At 72.8% G+C, this 18128-nt stretch carries 18 protein-coding genes; 6 read left to right on the top strand and 12 right to left on the bottom strand.

The features are described from left to right. Positions 1-7 precede the first annotated feature (7 nt). Positions 8-211: a hypothetical protein gene (locus ITJ60_RS15380; RefSeq protein WP_111085536.1), complete on the top strand. Its 204-nt coding sequence runs from the start codon at positions 8-10 to the stop codon at positions 209-211. A gap of 33 nt (positions 212-244) precedes the next feature. On the opposite strand, the gene ITJ60_RS15375 is transcribed toward ITJ60_RS15380, so the two are convergent. From ITJ60_RS15375 to ITJ60_RS19385, 6 genes are all read right to left on the bottom strand, one after another. Then, a complete protein-coding gene (locus ITJ60_RS15375; protein WP_323749199.1) occupies positions 245-1081 on the bottom strand; it encodes an NAD(P)-dependent oxidoreductase in 837 nt (278 codons plus the stop codon). 82 nt (positions 1082-1163) lie between these two features. Then, positions 1164-2000 (bottom strand): M23 family metallopeptidase, encoded by an 837-nt coding sequence (locus ITJ60_RS15370; RefSeq protein ID WP_194648553.1) that lies wholly within the window; start codon positions 1998-2000, stop codon positions 1164-1166. A 19-nt stretch (positions 2001-2019) separates the two neighbouring features. Further along, positions 2020-2373 carry a hypothetical protein gene (locus tag ITJ60_RS15365; RefSeq protein WP_194648552.1) on the bottom strand — a complete coding sequence of 118 codons (354 nt, stop codon included), beginning with the start codon at positions 2371-2373 and terminating at the stop codon, positions 2020-2022. A 133-nt stretch (positions 2374-2506) separates the two neighbouring features. Then, positions 2507-3253: a lysophospholipid acyltransferase family protein gene (locus tag ITJ60_RS15360; protein ID WP_123340164.1), complete on the bottom strand. Its 747-nt coding sequence runs from the start codon at positions 3251-3253 to the stop codon at positions 2507-2509. Between the two features lie 91 nt (positions 3254-3344). After that, positions 3345-5198, bottom strand: a complete 1854-nt coding sequence (recQ, locus tag ITJ60_RS15355) for a DNA helicase RecQ (RefSeq protein WP_194648551.1) — start codon at positions 5196-5198, stop codon at positions 3345-3347. A gap of 9 nt (positions 5199-5207) precedes the next feature. Beyond that, entirely contained in the window at positions 5208-6341 is a 1134-nt protein-coding gene (locus ITJ60_RS19385; RefSeq protein WP_194648550.1) for a CPBP family intramembrane glutamic endopeptidase, read from the bottom strand. A 36-nt stretch (positions 6342-6377) separates the two neighbouring features. On the opposite strand from ITJ60_RS19385, the gene ITJ60_RS15345 reads away from it, so the two are divergent. Further along, a complete protein-coding gene (locus ITJ60_RS15345) occupies positions 6378-7307 on the top strand; it encodes an EamA family transporter (RefSeq protein ID WP_194648549.1) in 930 nt (309 codons plus the stop codon). Between the two features lie 9 nt (positions 7308-7316). Here the strand turns inward: ITJ60_RS15345 and ITJ60_RS15340 are convergent, their stop codons facing one another. Beyond that, positions 7317-7745 (bottom strand): GNAT family acetyltransferase, encoded by a 429-nt coding sequence (locus ITJ60_RS15340; protein WP_131921244.1) that lies wholly within the window; start codon positions 7743-7745, stop codon positions 7317-7319. Between the two features lie 92 nt (positions 7746-7837). Here ITJ60_RS15340 and ITJ60_RS15335 point away from each other — a divergent pair, with 92 nt between their 5' ends. Then, entirely contained in the window at positions 7838-8650 is an 813-nt protein-coding gene (locus ITJ60_RS15335; protein ID WP_323749191.1) for a class E sortase, read from the top strand. Further along, positions 8647-8823 carry a hypothetical protein gene (locus ITJ60_RS15330; RefSeq protein WP_159573240.1) on the top strand — a complete coding sequence of 59 codons (177 nt, stop codon included), beginning with the start codon at positions 8647-8649 and terminating at the stop codon, positions 8821-8823. Before ITJ60_RS15335 ends, ITJ60_RS15330 begins: the two co-directional genes overlap by 4 nt. Before the next feature lie 41 nt (positions 8824-8864). Here the strand turns inward: ITJ60_RS15330 and ITJ60_RS15325 are convergent, their stop codons facing one another. The 4 genes from ITJ60_RS15325 to ITJ60_RS15310 all read right to left on the bottom strand — a co-directional run bounded on the left by ITJ60_RS15325 (position 8865) and on the right by ITJ60_RS15310 (position 14940). Beyond that, positions 8865-11840: an AAA family ATPase gene (locus ITJ60_RS15325; protein ID WP_194648548.1), complete on the bottom strand. Its 2976-nt coding sequence runs from the start codon at positions 11838-11840 to the stop codon at positions 8865-8867. Further along, positions 11840-13003 carry an exonuclease SbcCD subunit D gene (locus ITJ60_RS15320; RefSeq protein WP_194648547.1) on the bottom strand — a complete coding sequence of 388 codons (1164 nt, stop codon included), beginning with the start codon at positions 13001-13003 and terminating at the stop codon, positions 11840-11842. The genes ITJ60_RS15325 and ITJ60_RS15320 overlap by 1 nt, the downstream gene beginning before the upstream one ends. A gap of 61 nt (positions 13004-13064) precedes the next feature. After that, positions 13065-14249 carry a S24/S26 family peptidase gene (locus ITJ60_RS15315; RefSeq protein ID WP_194648546.1) on the bottom strand — a complete coding sequence of 395 codons (1185 nt, stop codon included), beginning with the start codon at positions 14247-14249 and terminating at the stop codon, positions 13065-13067. Positions 14250-14340: 91 nt separating this feature from the next. Continuing rightward, positions 14341-14940, bottom strand: coding sequence for a hypothetical protein (locus tag ITJ60_RS15310; RefSeq protein ID WP_111085548.1), 600 nt, complete (start codon positions 14938-14940; stop codon positions 14341-14343). 204 nt (positions 14941-15144) lie between these two features. Between ITJ60_RS15310 and ITJ60_RS15305 the strand changes: the two genes are divergently transcribed. Both ITJ60_RS15305 and ITJ60_RS15300 read left to right on the top strand, forming a co-directional pair. Next, the gene (locus ITJ60_RS15305) at positions 15145-15687 is read left to right on the top strand and encodes a MarR family winged helix-turn-helix transcriptional regulator (RefSeq protein WP_194648545.1); all 543 of its coding nucleotides are present in this window, start codon (positions 15145-15147) and stop codon (positions 15685-15687) included. A 60-nt stretch (positions 15688-15747) separates the two neighbouring features. Next, positions 15748-16257, top strand: coding sequence for a mycothiol transferase (locus ITJ60_RS15300; protein WP_123293670.1), 510 nt, complete (start codon positions 15748-15750; stop codon positions 16255-16257). 158 nt (positions 16258-16415) lie between these two features. Here the strand turns inward: ITJ60_RS15300 and ITJ60_RS15295 are convergent. After that, positions 16416-18128: DEAD/DEAH box helicase (locus ITJ60_RS15295; RefSeq protein WP_194648544.1), on the bottom strand; the 1713-nt coding region annotated here is incomplete at its 5' end.

Raw genomic sequence — 18128 nt, 5'->3', positions numbered from 1 at the left:
GCTCTCCATGGACCCTCGCGGCACGCACGACCCCGAGGACGACATGCCGTTCGCCGAACTCGACTCCCGGGCCCGAGCCGACGCCGCACTCCGTCGGATCCAGGGCGGGGCCGATCCGACGCGCGAGGCCTTCGACCTGGCGAACACCATGAACGACGAGGCCGTGGGGCGGCTCACGGCACGGCTGCGACGGTTCCTCCGCCGCGACTGACGCGTCGATTCGCGCGTCGACTCGCGCGTCGACTCAGAAGGCGGTGCCCACCGCCGCGATGTCGTCGCCGCCGTGCCCGGCCGCACTCGCGTCGGCGTAGACGCGACCCAGGGCATCGAGGAGCGTGGTGGACACGTCGTTCGCCCGCGCGGCCTCGGCGATCAGGCCGATGTCCTTCCGCAGCCCGTCGAGCGCGAACTGCGCCGGGAACTCGCCCGCGATGATCGCCGCGCCCTTGGTGTGCGCGTAGGCCGAGTCGCTCGCGCTGCCGTCGATCGCGTCGAGGAACAACTGCGGGTCGAGCCCGAGCGCCGCGGCGAGGGCGAGCGACTGCCCCGTGGCCGCGGTGATCGAGGCGATCCAGGCGTTGGCCGCGAGCTTGAGCGCGGTCCCGTCGCCGACCCGCTCGCCGGCGCGGACGGTCTTCGCGCCGATCGCGTCGAGCACCGGGACGACGCGGTCGACCTGGTCGGCGGGGCCGGCCGCGAGCATGGTGAGCTTCCCCTGCTCCGCCGGGGCCTTCGTGCCGAGCATCATCGCCTCGACCAGGGTGATGCCGTACTTCGCGGCGAGCTGCACGACGGTCTCGGTGCCGTCGACGCCGATCGTGGACGCCTGCACCCACACGGCGTCGGTCGGCGCGTCCCCGGCGGCCTGTTCGAGCACGTCGATCACGGCGTCGGTGTCGAAGAGGGTCAGGAGGACGACCTCGGCGTGCTCGACGGCGGCACCCGGGTCCGCGGCGACCGTCGCACCGTGCTCACCGAGCGGTGCGGCCTTGTCGGCGCTCCGGTTCCAGACCGTGACCTGGTGCCCCTCGCGCAGCAGTGATCCCGCCACGCCGGCACCCATCGCCCCGGTCCCCAACACCGTCACTCGCACGTGCGTCTCCGTCCTGCCGCGGCGCGGTGCCCCGGCGTTCCCGACGGTACGCGCTCGTCCGTCGTCGCTGTCAGAGGAGTCCGCGGGCCTGCAGCCAGGTGGCCGGGTCGACCGGGACGCCGTCGACGATGACCTCGAAGTGCAGGTGTGCCCCGGTGGAGACGCCGGTGTTGCCGACGGCGCCGAGGCGTTGGCCGGCCGACAGGACCTGACCCGGTCGGACCCCGATCGCCGACAGGTGGCCGTACCGGGTCTGGGTGCCGTCGGCGTGCTGGAGCAGGACCTGGTTGCCGTACCCGCCCAGAGCCCCGGCGGAGACGACACTGCCGGGCATCGCGGCCACGACGGCGGTGCCGATCGGAGCCGCGAAGTCGATGCCCTGGTGGTTCGTCGAGCAGGCGGAGCACCCGGTCACCCAGCGCGAGCCGAACCCGCCGGCGGCCGGCGTACTCCCCTCGGTGGGGCGAGCCGAGGCACCCGACGAGCCCACGACCGTCGCACGGGCCTGGGCGGCGGCGGCCCGGCCGATCGAGAAGCCGTCACGGTCGACGGAGAGCCGGGCGGAACCGTCGGCGACGAACTGCTGCACGCCGAGCACGGGACCGCTCGGCGACGGGGTCGATGCCATCGCGGTCTGCGGAGAGCCGACGGCGACGAAGAGACAGGTCACCGCGGCGGTCGCCGTCGCGGGCAGGGCACGCCGGACGGAACTGCGGAAGAAGGAAGTGGAAGCCGGGGTGACGGGAGGGGACACCGTCACCCCGGCGGCTCTGGGGCCGTCCGGGCGCATGCCGTGCCCGGCACGGCGCCGCACGGACGCTTCGGGCCGGCGGGTCGTGGAGCGGTTCGCGGCCCGCCGTTCGGCACCGCGCGGGCGCAGCGGGAGGCCGTCGGTGGGCGTCGTCATCGCTCGGGGACCGCCGGACTCAGACGCGGACGACGCCGTCGCGGGCGATCCGGTCGAGTTCGGTCGCGACGGCGTCGACGACTGCACGGGTGATGGCGTCGGCGACCGTCTCGACCAGGACGAGCTGCTCGGGCTGCACACGGAGCTCGGTGACCATCGACGGGGTGACGCGGACCGTGATGTCGTCGATCGCGGCGACGAGGGCCGCTGGCACGAGGGTCGAGTCGCCAGCGCGGACAGGGGCGGTCATCGGCGAGGTCGGTGCGGGCGCTGCAGCCGCGCGAGCCGGGGTCGGAACCGGTGCCGGGGCGACGTGGGCCTCGGGCTGGTCACGTCGCTGGGCGATGGAGTCGAAGAGCGGGGTGGAGGACATGCTGCTGACCGTCCGATCTGAGTCGTGGTTGCGGGCCGTTGTCGGGCGACCCGTCGGGGATGCGTGCCGTGCGGCACGTCCCTCATTCAACCATCGATATTTCAGATGTGCAATAGTGCCCGACGGATCCTGCTCAGTCGGGATCGACGGCAGCCGCGGTCGGGTCATCGGGCTGCAGCGCCCGCTTGACCCGTTCGACGATCGTCGCCGGCGGGTTGTTGTAGGTGTTCGCCGGCTCCTGCCCGCTGAGCTCCTGGATCGCCGCCATCACCGCATCGGTCGCGTGCCGGCGTGCACGTCCGGACGAGGCCTCGCCGAACGCGGACAGGTCGATCGGCTTCCCGAACTCGATCGTCACCTTCGCGAGCTTCGGCAGCTTCGAGCCGACGGGCTGCACGTCCTGCGTGCCCGTCAGCGCCACGGGCACCACGGGCGCTCCGCTCGTCAGGGCCAGCCAGGCCACACCCGTGCGGCCCTTGTAGATCCGGCCGTCCAGGGAGCGGGTGCCCTCCGGGTAGATCGCGAAGGCCTCGCCCTCGTTCAGCCGCGCGAGCCCCAGGTCGAGCGCCTGCTGTGCCGCGGCCCCCGCACCACGCTCGACGCCGATCGCGCCGATGCCGCCGAAGAACGCCCGCGACACCGCGCCGCGGAACCCGGTGCCGGTGAAGTACTCCTGCTTCGCCAGGAAGGCGACCTTCCGCGGTGCCATCAACGTGATCGCCGGGGAGTCGATGAAGGAGCGGTGGTTGCTCGCGAGGATCACCGGTCCGCGCTTGGGCACGTTGCGGCGTCCGATGATCTTCGGTCGCCAGAGCATCCGCGCGAGCGGTGTCACCACGGCGCGGCTCAGCACGGTGGCGAACTTGGTCGAACCGGACACCGGGCCTCCTCGTCGTGACGGCGAACTCCCGAGTGTAATCACGCCTGCGAGCAGTACATGCCCACGGCGGCATGCACGTCCGGAGCTGGAGTCAGTCGGCCTCGGACGCGACGACGTCGAGCACCGCGCGGCCGTACCGTTCGAGCTTCGCGGCACCGACCCCGGAGATCTCGGCGAGCTGGTCGACGTCGGCCGGACGCACCGCTGCGATACCGCGGAGCGTCGCGTCGTTGAACACCACGTACGCCGGCACACCCTGCTCGCGCGCCTGCGCAGCACGCCAGACCCGGAGCGCTTCGAACAGGCCGACCGCCTGCTGGGGCATGTCGGTGACCACGGTCCGGCGGGACGACCGGCTCGCCCGCGGCGCCTTCACCGGGTCGCGACGCATCCGCACCTGGACCTTGCCGGTCAGGACCTCGGCGCTCGTCGGACTGAGGACGACCGTGCCGAACCCGTCGCCCGAGACCGCGGCGTAGCCCTGCGCGAGCAACTGCCTGGCCACCGCGCGCCACTCCCCGTCGGACAGGTCGGAGCCGATGCCGAAGGTCGCCAGGGACTCGTGCTGCAGCTCCTGCACCCGCGGGGACTGCTTGCCGACCAGGATGTCGACGAGGTGGGCGACGCCGTACCGCTGGCCGCGCTCACGCTCGAGCCGGACGACCGTGGACAGCAGCTTCTGCGCGGGCACGGTGCCGTCCCACGACTCGGGCGGGGCGATGCACGTGTCGCAGTTGCCGCAGGCCGTGGACGGCTGCCCGAAGTACGCCAGGAGCCGCACCCGCCGGCACTCGATCGTCTCGCACAGGCTCAGCATGGCGTCGAGGTGGGCGCTGAGCTGCCGACGGTGTGCGGCGTCGCCCTCGGACTGGTCGATCATCCGTCGCTGCTGCACGACGTCGTTCAGGCCGTACGCCAGCCACGCGGTCGAGGGCAGTCCGTCGCGCCCGGCACGACCGGTCTCCTGGTAGTACCCCTCGACCGACTTCGGCAGGTCGAGGTGTGCCACGAACCGGACGTCGGGCTTGTCGATGCCCATGCCGAAGGCGATCGTCGCGACCATGACGATTCCGTCCTCGCGCAGGAAGGTCGACTGGTTGCGCGCACGCACCCGGGCGTCGAGCCCTGCGTGGTACGGCAGCGCCTGGATGCCCTGTTCGGCCAGTGCCGTCGCGGTCCGCTCGACCGACTTGCGCGACAGGCAGTAGACGATGCCCGAGTCGCCGCTGTGCTCGGTGCGGATGAAGGTGAGGAGCTGCTGCAGCGCGCCGGTCTTCGGTTCGATGCGGTACTGGATGTTCGGGCGGTCGAAGTCGGCGACGAAGTGTGCGGCGTCGTCGAGCCCGAGCCGCGCCGAGATCTCCTTGTGGGTCTGCGGGGTCGCCGTGGCGGTGAGGGCGATCCGGGGCACGGTCGGCCAGCGCTCGTGCAGGATGCTCAGCTCGAGGTAGTCCGGCCGGAAGTCGTGGCCCCACTGGGCGACGCAGTGCGCTTCGTCGATGGCGAACAGCGACACGCGCGCCCGGTCGAGGAGCGCGCGCGTGGACTCGAGCCGGAGCCGCTCGGGCGCGAGGTAGAGCATGTCGACCTCGCCCTGGACGACCGCGCGCTCGACCCGGGCACGCTCGTCGGGCCCCTGCGTCGAGTTGAGGAAGGCGGCACGGACCCCGTTCGCTGCGAGGGCGTCGACCTGGTCCTGCATCAGCGCGATGAGCGGCGACACCACGACCCCGACGCCGTCGCGCACGAGCGCGGGCACCTGGTAGCAGAGGGACTTGCCACCGCCGGTGGGCATGAGCACCAGGGCGTCACCGCCGGCGACCACCTGGTCGATGATGGCCGCCTGCTCGCCACGGAAGTCGTCGTAGCCCCACACGCGGTGCAGGACGTCGAGCGCTGCGGCTCGCGAAGCAGACACGGCGGCGGGCGCGGGCGTGGTGCTCATGCCACGAGCCTACGGGCGACCGGCGACACCCACGGCACTGTCCACATCGGCACGGTCCACAGCGGCTGCGTCGACATCGTCGGCACGAGCCGGCGCGGCGGCCCAGCCCGTGCCCGCCGGGCCGAGCCAGCGCTTGCCCCCCGCCCAGACCGGCGGCGTCCCGCGGAACCGCGGCGCCTGGTGTCCGGCGAACGTCCGGTCGAGCTTCCGCCACCATGCCAGGAGCTCGACCATGCCCCAGAACAGCAGCGACGTGCCGAGGGTGACGAGCCAGCCGCCGAGCGTGCCGTTGGCGTCCGAGGAGGCCAGGTCGATCCCCGACCAGCCCGGCGCCTGCAGCACGAAGATCATGATGTTGTTGAAGGCGTGCTGCAGCACGGTGGCCTCGAGACCACCGGTGCGGAGCACGATGATCGCCGCGATCAGCCCGAACGAACCGACGTCGAGGATGCCCCAGACGTTGTAACCGTTCGGGATGTGCAGCACCGCGAAGACGACGGTCGACACCGCCACGGCGATGATCGTGCCGGTGCGTCGCGGGATCCACGAGGCGATCGTCTGCATGAGGAAGCCACGGAAGATGAACTCCTCGGCTGCGCCCTGGAACGGCACGAGCAGGACGACGAGGACGATCGTCAGCGTGAGGGTGCCGAGCGACACCGTGGACTGGCCGATCGCGGCGTGGTTCCACGCGAAGCCGCCGTCGGTCGTGATCATGCCGCCGTCCCAGAAGAGACCGGTCTGCACCACGAACATGATCGCCGCGATGACCAGCGTCGGCAGCACGCACCACGCCGTCCACGCCCACCGCACCCGGAAGCGCGTCGACGTCAGGATCGCGCCCGGGCCGAGGCGTGCGACCTTGACCGCCAGCAGGATGCCGGGCAGCAGGATGACGAGCGACACCAGGGTCAGCGACAGGATCAGCGGATCGGTCGGGTCCAGGGCTCCGCGCTGCAGGTCGTCGAGCAGGTCGTACAGGCCGGACTCGCCCCCGACCGCCGCGACCGGGACGAAGTACGCGACGGTGATGAGCACCTGCGAGGCGAGGTACCAGCCAGCCAGGAACGCGAGGGCGACCAGCGGGCGCCACCACCTCCATCGTGCGTCGACACGGGGCAGGCGGTGGTAGGGAACGCTCACGCCACGCAGGCTACCGGGCCGGGCAGGATGGGACCCGTGCTCACCGTACTGTTCGGCCTGTCCGGAGCCGTCGTCTACGGCTTCGCCGACTTCCTCGGCGGCCTGGCGTCGCGGCGCGTCCGCCCGGTGACGGTCACCGCCGTCGCCGCGGCGATCGGGATCGCACCGCTCCTGCTCGGCCTGGCCGTGCTCGGCGGCTCCGCCTCGTGGACGGGCACCCTCTGGGGCGCCGTCGCCGGACTGTCCGGCGCGGTCGGGGTCCTGCTGCTCTACGCCGCGTTGGCGATCGGCCCGATGAGCGTCCTGTCACCCCTCACCGCCGTGTTCGCCGCCGTCGTCCCGGTCCTGGTGGCCGTGGCCCGCGGGACCGTCCTGTCACCGCTGGCCGTCGCCGCGCTGGTCGTGGCCGTCGTCGCGGTGGTGCTGGTGGCGGCGGTGCGGGACACCTCGGGTGCACGCCTCACCGTGCGTGGGGTCGTCGCGGCCGCGGTCGCCGGGTGCGGGTTCGGCGGGATCGTGCTCGCCTACGACATGACACCGCCCGGCGCCGGCGTCCACCCGCTCGTGGTCGCGCGGGTGCTGCAGACGGTACTGCTGGGTGCGGCGGCGCTCGTGGTGACGGTGCGTGCCGGGCGCGGGGCGCGGTCTGGAGGCGCGGCAGACCCCGCAGCGTCGGTCGGCGTCGCGGGGTCTGCCGTGCCTCCAGGGCGCTGGTGGCCGCCGCGTCTGCTGCTGACGGTCGCGGCGTGCGGTGTCCTCGACGCCCTGGCGAACGTGTGCATCCAGGCCGCGCTGCACGCGAGCGACGACCCGGGCACCCTGCCCGTCGTGAGCGTGCTCAACGCGCTCTACCCCATCGGCACGGTCGTGCTGGCCGGGGTGGTGCTGCGGGAGCGGTTGACCGCGCCGCAGTGGGTCGGCATCGGGCTGGCGGTCGTCGCGTCGGTGGGCCTGGCCCTGGCGTGACCGGACGACTCAGACGTCGGGGATGAGTCGCTTGCCGAGTGACACGGTGCGGTCGTCGGAGTACCCGAGGGACTCGTAGAAGCCGAGCACCCGCTCGTTGCCGGCACGGATCTGCAGGTTCACCTTCGGGCAGCCGAGGTCGGTGAGCAGCCGCTCGAACTCGGCCATCAGCGTCCGGCCGAGACCGGAGCCCTGCAGGTCCGGCTGCACGGCGAGGTAGTTCACCCAGCCGCGGTGCCCGTCGAAACCGGCCATCCCCGCGGCGACGACCCCGCCGGCCTCCGACTCCGCCACCAGGAAGAGCTCGGGCTGGACCGTGGCCTTGCGCGCGATGTCGCGGCGGGGGTCGTTCCACGGGCGGACGAGACCGCACGATTCCCAGAGGGCGACGACCGCGTCGGTGTCGTCGGCGCGGAACGGGCGGATCCGGTACTCCATCCCCCCACGTTACGGGGTGTGGAGAACGTCGTCACCGGGCCGTCGTCGTGATCTGATAGACCTGTCCGACCGACCACTCGATCAGGAGCCCCGTGACCGCACACGACACCATCCCGTCGCGCCGCAGCGCGCGGGACGACGACGGCGGCAGACGGTCCGGGCGCCGCTCCCCCCGGCGACGGCAGACGGTCGGTGGCGCGATCGTCTCGCTCATCGCCGAACTGCTCATCATCGCGGGTGCCGGCACCGGGCTGTACGTGGTGTGGACCGCGTGGTGGACGGACGTCGTGGCGGTCAACGAGCAGTCGAAGCTCGTCGAGGGGCTCGACCAGTTGAAGACCCCGGACGGGGCCGGCACCGAGCACCGCGGCACCGCACCCGTGCTCGCCGAGCCGCCGGACGTCACCGACGTGTTCGGCACGATGCAGATCCCGCGCTTCGGCAAGGACTACAACCGGCCGATCGGCGAGGGCACGGACCGTGAGAAGGTGCTCAACACCATCGGGCTCGGGCACTACCAGGACACCGCGATGCCCGGGGCTCCCGGCAACTTCGCCGTCGCCGGACACCGCGTGACCTACGGCAAGCCGCTCAACCAGATCGCGGAGCTCAAGACGGGCGACTCGGTCGTCGTGCGGGTCACCGACGCGAAGACGAAGTTCGACGTCTGGTACGTCTACAAGGTCACCGACAGCCAGATCGTGACGCCGGACCACATCGAGACGATCGCGCCGGTGCCGAACAAGCCGGGTGTCGACCCCTCGGCGTCGGACCGGTGGCTGACCCTGACCGCGTGCCATCCGATGTGGTCGGCGGCGGAACGGTTCGTCTCGCACGCGAAGCTCGACTACTGGATGCCCGCGTCCGAGGGCACCCCGAAGGAACTCTCGGAGACGGCCAAGTGATCTTCCCCCTGGTCTGGCGGCTGCTGCCCGGCCCCACGTTCCTGAAGGTGCTCGAGCTGCTCGTGCTGCTCGCCGCGATCGTGTTCGTGCTGTTCCAGTGGGTGTTCCCGTGGATCGCGGCGGACATCCTGCCGCCGCCGGACGGCACCGTGGAGTCCACGCCGACCCCGTAGCGGTCGGCCACGGCGGTGACGGCCGACGGCGACCGACGGCGTCAGACGGTCGTCGTGACGTGCGAGCCGCCGGCCGCCGTCCGGCGCACGGCGATCCGCTCCGGGATCCGCTGCTTGAGTTCCTCGACGTGGCTGACGATGCCGACCTGCCGCCCACCGGCGGTCAGTCGCGACAGCTGCCCGATGACGTCGTCGAGGGTCTCCGGGTCGAGCGTGCCGAACCCCTCGTCGACGAAGAGCGTGCCGAGCGAGACGCCACCGGCCTCGGCCTGCACGACGTCGGCCAGCCCGAGCGCCAGGCACAGCGACACCGTGAACGTCTCGCCGCCGGACAGGCTGCGGGGATCCCGCACGGTGTCGGTGGTGTGGTCGTGCACGGCGAGTGCCAGGCCGGTCCGGCGTGCCCGTGACCCCGACTCGCGCTCGTCCGAGGTCTCGAGCGTGAACCGCCCCGCGAGCATCCCCCGGAGTCGGTCGTTGGCCGCGGCGACGACGTCCTCGAACCGGCGCATGAGCACGTAGGTGCCCAGGGTGATCCCGGTCGGGTTGGCCGCGGTGACCCCGTTCGCGATGTCGGCGAGCCGGACCACGGCGCGGCTGCGTGCCGACGTCTCGTCACGGGCTCGGGTCGCCCGGGTGACCTCGGTCGCGCACCGGTCGACCGCGTCGGCACGGTCGGCCGCGGAGACGGCGACCGCGACGGCCTCGTCGAGTGCGGCGGCAGCGCGCTGGCGTCCGGCACGGGCACCGTCGAGGTCGAGGCGTTCCGCGGAGTCGTCCGCCGCGGCGACCACGGCGGGCTCGGCCAGGCCGGCCGTGACGACGGCCCGCTCGGCCTCGGCCGCGCTGATCAGCACCCGCAGCCGGTCGGTGCTGTCGGGGTCGAGCCGTCCGGCCCGCGCTGCGGCGACGTCGGCGAAGTCCTGGTCGTCGAGGACCCGGTCGACCTCGGCACGGCGGTCGTCGCGGGCACGGGTCGCGGCGGCCACCCGTTCGTCGGCCTGCACGACCGCGCGGTACGCCTCGAGTCGCTCGTCGAGGAGCTCGACGGCCGTCCGGAGCGTCGCGGGACGCTCGTCGAGGAGCGCTCCGAGCCGCTCGAGCGCCGCGGCCACGGTGCCGAGGTCGGTGTCGAGCCGCTCGGCGTCGGCCAGCGCGGTCGAGGTCAGGACGGTCCGCCGTGCGTCGAGGTCGTTCCGCTCGCGCTGGAGCCGACCGGTCGTCGTGTCGTGCTCCGCCCGCTGCCGCTCGTGCTGCAGGACGAGCGCGGCAGCGTCGTGCGCAGCCCGGACCCGTTCGTCGGCGGCCGCGGTCAGGGCGTCGAGCGTGGGCGCGTCGACCGTGCCGACGACGTCGACGAGCCGCTGGTGTTCGGCACGTTCGACCGCCAGGTCCGACGCGGCGTCGGCGAGGTGCTGGTCCGCGCGACGGGTGGCGTCGCTGGCGGCGTCGACAGCCGCGGTCGTGGGGTGGTCGTCCTGCGGCGTCGCCACCGACGGGTGCGCCGTCGACCCGCAGACCGGGCACGGGTCGCCGGCCGTGAGCGCCGCCCCGAGTTCTCCGGCGAGACCGGCGATCCGGCGTTCACGGAGTGCCCGCTCGGCCGTGAGGGCGTCGGTCGCCGACCGGCGCGCGGCAGCGACGGACTGCTCGGCCGTGGCGACCCGCTGCGCCGCGTGGTCGCGCGCCACGAGGTCGGCTCGGAGGGACCGGATCCGGGTGACCTCGTGCGCGGCGGCGTCCGAGTCGGCTGCCGTGCGGGCCGCGGTGCGTGCGGCCTCGACGATGCGGGCCCGTTCGGTGGGACGGGCGTCGAGTGCGGCGTCGCGTTCGAGCAGCTGCTCGGCGATCTGCTCGGCGTCGGCGGTGGCCCCGGCGATGGCGGACCGACGGGCAGCGGCGCCGTCCTCGACCGCGACGAGGTGCCGGACGGCCGACAGGTCGTCGGCCAGGGCGTCGCGTCGCAGCACGACGGCGTCGGCGTCGGCGGTGACCCCGTGGCGGTCACGCAGCGACCGGGCGGCCGCGGTGCACTCGTCGGCGCGCAGGACCGCGGCGTCGAGTCCGTCGGCCACGGCAGCGACCCGGGCAGCGCGTTCGCCGAGGGCGAGGGCCGACCGGGCGGCGTTGACGGCGGGGGCGTCGTCGTCGAGCGTGGCCCGTCGCACGAGCAGCCCCGCGCGTCGATCGAGGGCGGTCGCACGCGCCGTGACCGCCTGCTCGTGCTCGGCAGCGGTCGTCGCCGCCGCGGCTGCCGCAGCACGGACGGCGGCAGCGGCATCGGCGGCAGCACGGACCGACGCCACCGTCGACGGCACGGCGGTCTCGTCGGCGTCGTCGAGACCGGCGGCCTGGGCGAAGCGGTTCAGGGCGTCGCGCACGCGGTCGTCGGCGCCGTCGACCTCGGCCTGCACGGCACGGCGCCGCGCGGCGAGTTCGTCGGCCGTGCGGTCGTAGACCTGCGTGCCGAACAGGGACTGCAGGAGCTTGCGGCGCTCTTCGCCCGGGGACCGCAGGAACCGTGCGAACTCGCCCTGCGGCAGCACGACGGTCTGCAGGAACTGCGCGCGGTCGAGCCCGACGATGCGGCCGATCTCGACGCCGACCTCGGGGATGCGCGACGACATCGGTTCACCGGCGACGTCGGACGGGTTCGCCAGACGGAACAGCTGCACGGACGCCTGCTGCCGGACGGTGCCGGTCCCCCGCTGCTTGGGGCGGTCGTACTGCGGGGTGCGGCGGACCCGGTAGGTCCCTGCGCCGGTCTCGAAGACGAGTTCGACGAACGGCTCCACCGCGGGGTCGGCGTGCTGGCTGTGCAGGCGGTCGGAGCTGGCCTCGGACCCCGCGAGCCCGCCGTACAGGGCGAACACGACGGCGTCGATGATGGTCGACTTGCCGGAGCCCGTCGGCCCCTCGAGCAGGAACACCCCGGAGGCCGCGAGCGCTGCGAAGTCGATGGACACCAGGTCGGGGTAGGGCCCGATGGCGCGCAGCTCGAGTCGGTGCAGGTACATCAGCGGTCCCCCTCGCGCTGCAGCGCCAGCACCGCGGCCTCGTACGCCTCGGTCAGGACGGCGTGTTCGTCGTCGTCGGGGGCGGCACCGGTGGCGAAGGCCACGAAGTCGGCGGCGACCTCGACCGGGTCGGACGTCGCCGTGACCGCACGGGCCACCGAGGCCGAGCCGCGGTGGGCGGGTTCGTGTGTGATCGCCAGGGCGTGCGGGAAGTGGTCCTTCACCCGGGCGTACATGCGCTCGGGGTGCACCGTGTCGGTCACGGCCACCCGCACCCACGCGTCGGCGTCGGCCCGGAAGGCACCGGACTCGATGTCGTCGATGCTCCCGCGGACGTCGACCAGGCGGCGCGGTACGGGAGCGGGCACGAGTTCGACCGTGACGGCACCGGCCGCGTCGAGTTCGACCAGGGTCACCGACTTCTGCTGGTGCCGCTCGCCGAACGAGAACGCCAGCGGTGAGCCGGCGTACCGGATCCGTCCGCCGTCACCGACCCGCTGCGGGCCGTGCAGGTGCCCGAGGGCGACGTAGTCGAAGCCGTCGAAGACCGATTCGGCCACCCGGTCGACACCGCCGACACGGATGTCCTGCTCGCTGTCGCTCGGGTCCGCGCCGCCGACGAAGGCGTGCGCGACGACGACGCTGCGGGTACCGCCGCGCAGCGCGAGGTCGGCCCGGATCCGCTCGGTGGCGGCGTGCACGACGGCGTGGTGCGACCGTGCGAGGGGCTCGTCCGGCACGTCGGCCAGTGCGTAGCGGGTGAGGTCGGGGTGCAGGTACGGGATGCCGTACACCGCCACCGGCCCGTCGGCGTCGTCGACGAGCACCGGGTCGGCGATCCGCGCGGGTTCGGCGAGGATGCGCACGCGGTGGTCCATCACGCCGGCACCGAAGCCCAGGCGTGCGGCGGAGTCGTGGTTGCCGGGCGTGAGCACCACGGTCGCCGTGTCGGCCAGGCGTTCGAGCACCCGGGACAGCATGCGGACCGCGTCGATCGGCGGGATCGCCCGGTCGTACACGTCACCGGCGATCACGACGAGGTCGACGGAGCGGTCCCGCACGAGGTCGACGAGCCAGTCGGTGAACGCCGCCTGGTGCTCGAGGAGGTCGGCACCGAGCAGCGTGCGGCCGAGGTGCCAGTCGCCGGTGTGCAGGATGCGCATGCGGACACGGTAACGCCGGCCGGGGACATCGCCGGACGGCCGCGCGCCGCCTGTGGAGAACTCAGGGCACGCAGCTCGCCGACGCCAGGCCGAGGACCGAGACGACCCGCACCTTCACGGTCGGCGTGCTCGTCGCGGTCCAGTTGTTGCCGAGGTTCGTGCGGAGGTTCAGCGTGTAGGTCGTCCCGAGGTCGAGGAGGCCCGCCCCGCCGTAGACGAGCGAACGCTGTCCGGCCGTCGTGGCGGTCGCGAGCTGGGTCGTCCCGTTCATCAGGTCGAACGAGCTCGGCACGGTCGGGTCCGTGTAGGTCCAGGCGATCGTCACGGTGCTCGACGACGCGGCCGTGCAGGTCAGCGTGGGGACACCGGTGGCCGTGCCCGCCGTGAAGTTCGACACCGGGTTCACGGTCGTCCGCGACCACGGCACGGCCACCGCCTGCGCCGGCACGAACACCCCGACGCTCCCCGCGATGACGAGGACCGCCGCCGCGCCGCCGAAGCGGCGCAGCCGCTGCACGCGACGCTCGTGCACCCGGAGCGAGCGACGGGTGACGACGGTCGACGTGGCGGACGGGAGGCGCGTGGCGGCGTCGTCCCGCGCCTCCCGGCCGGTGTCGGCACCGTCCGACGGCCCGCCACCCGACCCGTGGGCGGTGTCGCCCCCGTCCGAGCCGTCGGCGTCGTCGTCGAGCGCCGTGAGGCGGCGGAGCGACCCGTCGACCGTGCAGAGCGCGAGCAGCGCCGTCAGGCCGAGTGCGAGCACGACGACCTTGACCCACTCCCCCTGCCGGAGCCACAGGACCGGCGCCCCGACGAACGGGATGCGCAGGAAGGCGACCCCGTGCACCGCCGAGCGTTCGAGCGGCGTGGAGTCCTGCTGCGGGTTCGCGTCGCCCTTGGTGACCAGGGTGCCGCCGGGGCCGTCCTCGACGTACCGGTGCATGCGGAGGTGACCGGGCTGGTCCGGGTCGTCGGCGAGCAGGATCTTGCCCGTCCGGACCTCGCCGGACGCGACCGGGCGCGAGACGACGACGTCGCCCGGCGTGAGCCGCGGCTCCATCGACCCGGTCATCACCGTGGTGGGTTGCCAGCCGATCAGCGCAGGGGCGGCCGCCCACAGCGCGAGGCCGAGGAGGGTCGCGACCACACCGCGTGCGACGGTGCCGACGACGACGCGCCCCCAGTCGACGACGTCACGGAGCACGGCGTGCGGTGTGGGACCACCGTGCACTGCGATGCTGCTCATGACTGCCTTCGACCGGGGGCGCGTTCTCGGGGGTGGTGACCGGGGCGGGCTCGGGCTCAGCCCCGGTCACCGGGTGGGGAGGGCTCCCGGCTCAGCTGTTCTGGGCCTCCCAGGTGAGGCCGAGGGACGCGGTGCCGCCCTGCACCGTGTTCGGCGCGGTGCTCGAGACCGTGTAGGTGAAGCGGTAGACGCGCGACTCGGACGCAGAGCCGGTCGGGGCCCAGGTGCCGAGTCCGGTGGCGAAGTTCGTCGAGCCGGTGCCGAAGGCGGCGAGGGTGCCGTTGTAGAGCGTTCCGCTGGTCGCGGCCGGGGTGAAGCCGGTGCAGGAGCCGAAGCCACCGCCGGTGCCCTGCTCGACCTGCAGGTTGATGTTGCCCGACAGGTTGTTCGTGGTGGCCGGGTTCGTGCCGTACAGCTTCACGGTCGAGGCCAGCGAGCCGGTCGACGTGACCGTGATGCAGTTGGCGCCGGTCGAGCCGGGCTTGAGGCCCGTCGCGGTGAAGAGCGCGGTGTTGTTGTCGTCGTCGGTGAGGGCGACGCTGCCGGCGGTCCAGTTGCTGGTCGGGTTGACGGTCGTGGCCGAGAACGCCGAGTAGGACGCGGTCGAGACGACGACACCCGAGGCGACGAGGGCGGCGGGGATGGCGATCCAGGCCGCGAGACGGGCGGCGCGAGGGGTGACACGAGACATTGCGAGAGCTCCTGATCCGGAAACGGTGGCGCCGTGGTCGCGGTGGTTGGTCGCGTCGGTGCCGGTGGTGTTTGCTACGACGATCAAGTTACTTTTCCGCCGAGCAACTCACAAGAGAAGGAACCACCCCCGTGCTGGGGGTGTCTTGACGAGTGAGATACTTGTTGACTGAGTCTTCCCACCCCCTGCCGAGAAGAGCTGCCGATGACGGACACCACCCAGCCCGTCCTGCCCGACACCCTGCCGCCCGCGCCCGTGTCGCCGACCGTCTCCGTACCGGAGCACGTGGACTCGGACACCGACCTCGCGAAGCTCCTCACCGCCTTCCGCCTGCTCCAGACGCAGCACGCCCGCGTCCTGCACCACGAGAGCGTCGTGCGTGGACTGAACGCCACCGACACCCGCTTCGTGTTCTTCCTGGCCGCGGCCGACGGCGAAGGGATCACGCCGAAGCAGGCCGGCGAGTACCTCGAGCTCACCACCGGCGCCATGACCTCGCTCGTCGACCGGCTCGAGCAGCGCGGACACCTCGAGCGCCGCCCGAACCCGCAGGACCGTCGCAGTGTCCTGCTGCACCTCACCGCCTCGGGGGCCGAGGTGGCTCGGCAGATCGGCGCCGTCTACTCGGATGCCTTCCGCGAGGTCGTCGCCCCCACCGACCGGGTCCGGCTCGCGGCCGCGTTCGCCGGGCTCGGCGACGCCCTCGACCGCCACTCGCGCGCGGAGACCGCAGCCCGCACAGCGTGACGGTCGGCGCGACGATCTGCGTGACCTCGCGTGTCGGGGCGCGCGCGTAGCGTGGTGCGCATGACACCGTCCGAAGTCCTGATCGAAGCGTTCTCCCGCGTCCCCGAGACCGTCGAACGTGCCGTCGACGGCCTGTCCGAGGACCAACTCGCAGCGCGTCCGGCCGCCGGTGCGAACACCCTGGCGTGGCTCGCGTGGCACACCGCCCGTGGGCAGGACGTCCAGATCGCCGACCTCGCCGGCACCGCGCAGGTGTGGACCGCCGACGGCTGGTACGAGCGGTTCGGCCTGCCGTTCCCGGCCGAGGCCCTCGGCTACGGCATGTCCCGCGACGACGTCGGTCGGGTGCGGGCGTCGGCCGAGTTGCTCACCGGGTACCTGCGTGCCGTCCACGACCGCACCGTCGCGTACCTCGGCACGCTCGGCCCGGACGACCTCGACCCCGTGGTCGACGACGCGTGGGACCCGCCCGTCACCGCCGGCGCCCGGCTCGTGAGCATCCTCGACGACTGCACGCAGCACGCCGGCCAGGCCGGCTTCGTGCGCGGGCTGCTGTTCTTCAACCGCTGACGCGGGCGCGCGAGCGCGCGGGGGCGCGGTCGCGGGCGCTTCGTGAGCAGAAATGGTCGGGTCCGACTTCGGGACCCGACCATTGCTGCTCACCATGTGACGGACGGGAGGCCCGTGGCGAGCTCGCCACGGGCCTCCCGTCCGTCACGGGGTCGCGACTACCGCGCGGCGAGCTCCGACACGATGCCGTCACCGGGGGCGGCCTGCACGAGGTCCGCCGCGATCTCGGCGCGCTCGAGAATGCCCTCGATCTTGCGGATGCGACCACGCGGGACGAGGGTCACGACGGTGCCCTCCTTGCCGGCACGGCCCGTGCGGCCCGAGCGGTGCATGTACGCCTTGTAGTCGTCCGGGGCATCCGCCTGCACGACGAGCGACACGTCGTCGACGTGGATGCCGCGGGCGGCGACGTCGGTGGCGACGAGCACGTTCACCCGGCCGCTCGTCAGGAGCTGCAGGTTCCGGGTCCGGCGCGACTGGTTCAGGTCGCCGTGGAGCGACGTGGCACGGATGCCGGCGTCCTCGAACTGGTCGGCGAGGCGCTCGGCGTAGGCACGGGTCCGGGCGAAGACGATCGTCTTGCCGTCGCCGGCGACGAGCTCCTCGAGGACACGGTCCTTCTCGCGCTGCTCGACCACGAGGACACGGTGGTCGATGGTCGAGGACGCCTGGTCCTCACCCGCGACCTCGTGCACGCTCGGCTCGTGCAGGAACTGCTCGACGAGCGCCGCGACCTGGGTGTCGAGCGTCGCGCTGAACAGCAGCTTCTGTGCACGGTTGCCCTGCGGGGTGACCTCGGCGGTGGCGGAGAGGATCTCCTGCACCGGCTCGAGGAACCCGAGGTCGCACATGTGGTCGGCCTCGTCGAGCACGGAGATGACGACCTCGCTGAGGTCGAGCTTCCCCTTGTTCATGAGGTCCTGCACACGACCGGGGGTGCCGACGATGATGTCGACGCCGCGCTCGAGCGCGCCCTCCTGACGGCCGTACGGCACGCCGCCGTAGATCTGCGTCGTGAAGAGGCCCACCGAGCGGGCGATCGGCTGCACCGTGCGGTCGATCTGCAGGGCCAGCTCGCGGGTCGGCGCGAGGATGAGTGCACGCGGGGCGCGGCCCATCTTGCGCTTCGTGCCGCCGCCGTGCTCCATCAGCTTCTCGACGAGCGGGGCGCCGAACGCGATGGTCTTGCCGGAGCCCGTGCGGCCACGGCCGAGGACGTCCTTGCCGGCGATCACGTCGGGGATCGTCGCGGCCTGGATCGGGAACGGGCTGCTCGCGCCGAGCTCCTGCAGGGCGCGGGAGATGTTGCCGCCGATGCCGAGGTCGCCGAAGGTCACGCCCTCGACGTCGGACGCCACGGTGGACTCGGCCTGGAGCTTCGCGAGCTTGACGTCGTCGGCGGGGACGAACTTGCCGCGCTCGGGCTCGTCGAAGGAGCGGCGGGGAGCGCTGCGGTCGTCGCGGTCGAAGCTGCGACGGGGACGGTCGTCATTGTCACGACGGGGGGCACGGTCATCGCGGTCGAAGCTGCGACGCGGGCGGTCGTCGTTGTCACGACGCGGAGCACGGTCGTCGCGGTTGAAGCTGCGCGGAGCGCGGTCATCGCGGTCGAACGAACGACGCGGGCGGTCGTCGTTGTCACGACGGGGCGCACGGTCATCGCGGTCGAAGCTACGACGCGGGCGGTCGTCGTTGTCTCGACGCGGAGCACGGTCGTCGCGGTTGAAGCTGCGCGGGGCGCGGTCATCGCGGTCGAAGCTGCGACGCGGGCGGTCGTCGTTGTCACGACGGGGCGCACGGTCGTCGCGGTTGAAGCTGCGCGGGGCGCGGTCATCGCGGTCGAAGCTGCGACGCGGGCGGTCGTCGTTGTC

Origin of the sequence: Curtobacterium sp. VKM Ac-2884 (genome assembly GCF_015350945.1) — a bacterium.
GTDB lineage: Bacteria > Actinomycetota > Actinomycetes > Actinomycetales > Microbacteriaceae > Curtobacterium.
This window is presented reverse-complemented; position numbering and strand designations above follow the sequence as displayed.

Excerpts from the sequence above, each read along its gene's own strand:
- recQ (WP_194648551.1), bottom strand. The coding sequence starts at position 5,198 with ATGAGCACCACGCCCGCGCCCGCCGCCGTGTCTGCTTCGCGAGCCGCA.
- ITJ60_RS15380 (WP_111085536.1), top strand. The coding sequence starts at position 8 with ATGGACCCTCGCGGCACGCACGACCCCGAGGACGACATGCCGTTCGCC.
- ITJ60_RS15320 (WP_194648547.1), bottom strand. The coding sequence starts at position 13,003 with ATGCGCATCCTGCACACCGGCGACTGGCACCTCGGCCGCACGCTGCTC.
- ITJ60_RS15300 (WP_123293670.1), top strand. The coding sequence starts at position 15,748 with ATGACACCGTCCGAAGTCCTGATCGAAGCGTTCTCCCGCGTCCCCGAG.
- ITJ60_RS15340 (WP_131921244.1), bottom strand. The coding sequence starts at position 7,745 with ATGGAGTACCGGATCCGCCCGTTCCGCGCCGACGACACCGACGCGGTC.
- ITJ60_RS15305 (WP_194648545.1), top strand. The coding sequence starts at position 15,145 with ATGACGGACACCACCCAGCCCGTCCTGCCCGACACCCTGCCGCCCGCG.
- ITJ60_RS15365 (WP_194648552.1), bottom strand. The coding sequence starts at position 2,373 with ATGTCCTCCACCCCGCTCTTCGACTCCATCGCCCAGCGACGTGACCAG.
- ITJ60_RS15310 (WP_111085548.1), bottom strand. The coding sequence starts at position 14,940 with ATGTCTCGTGTCACCCCTCGCGCCGCCCGTCTCGCGGCCTGGATCGCC.
- ITJ60_RS15315 (WP_194648546.1), bottom strand. The coding sequence starts at position 14,249 with ATGAGCAGCATCGCAGTGCACGGTGGTCCCACACCGCACGCCGTGCTC.
- ITJ60_RS15370 (WP_194648553.1), bottom strand. The coding sequence starts at position 2,000 with ATGACGACGCCCACCGACGGCCTCCCGCTGCGCCCGCGCGGTGCCGAA.
- ITJ60_RS15325 (WP_194648548.1), bottom strand. The coding sequence starts at position 11,840 with ATGTACCTGCACCGACTCGAGCTGCGCGCCATCGGGCCCTACCCCGAC.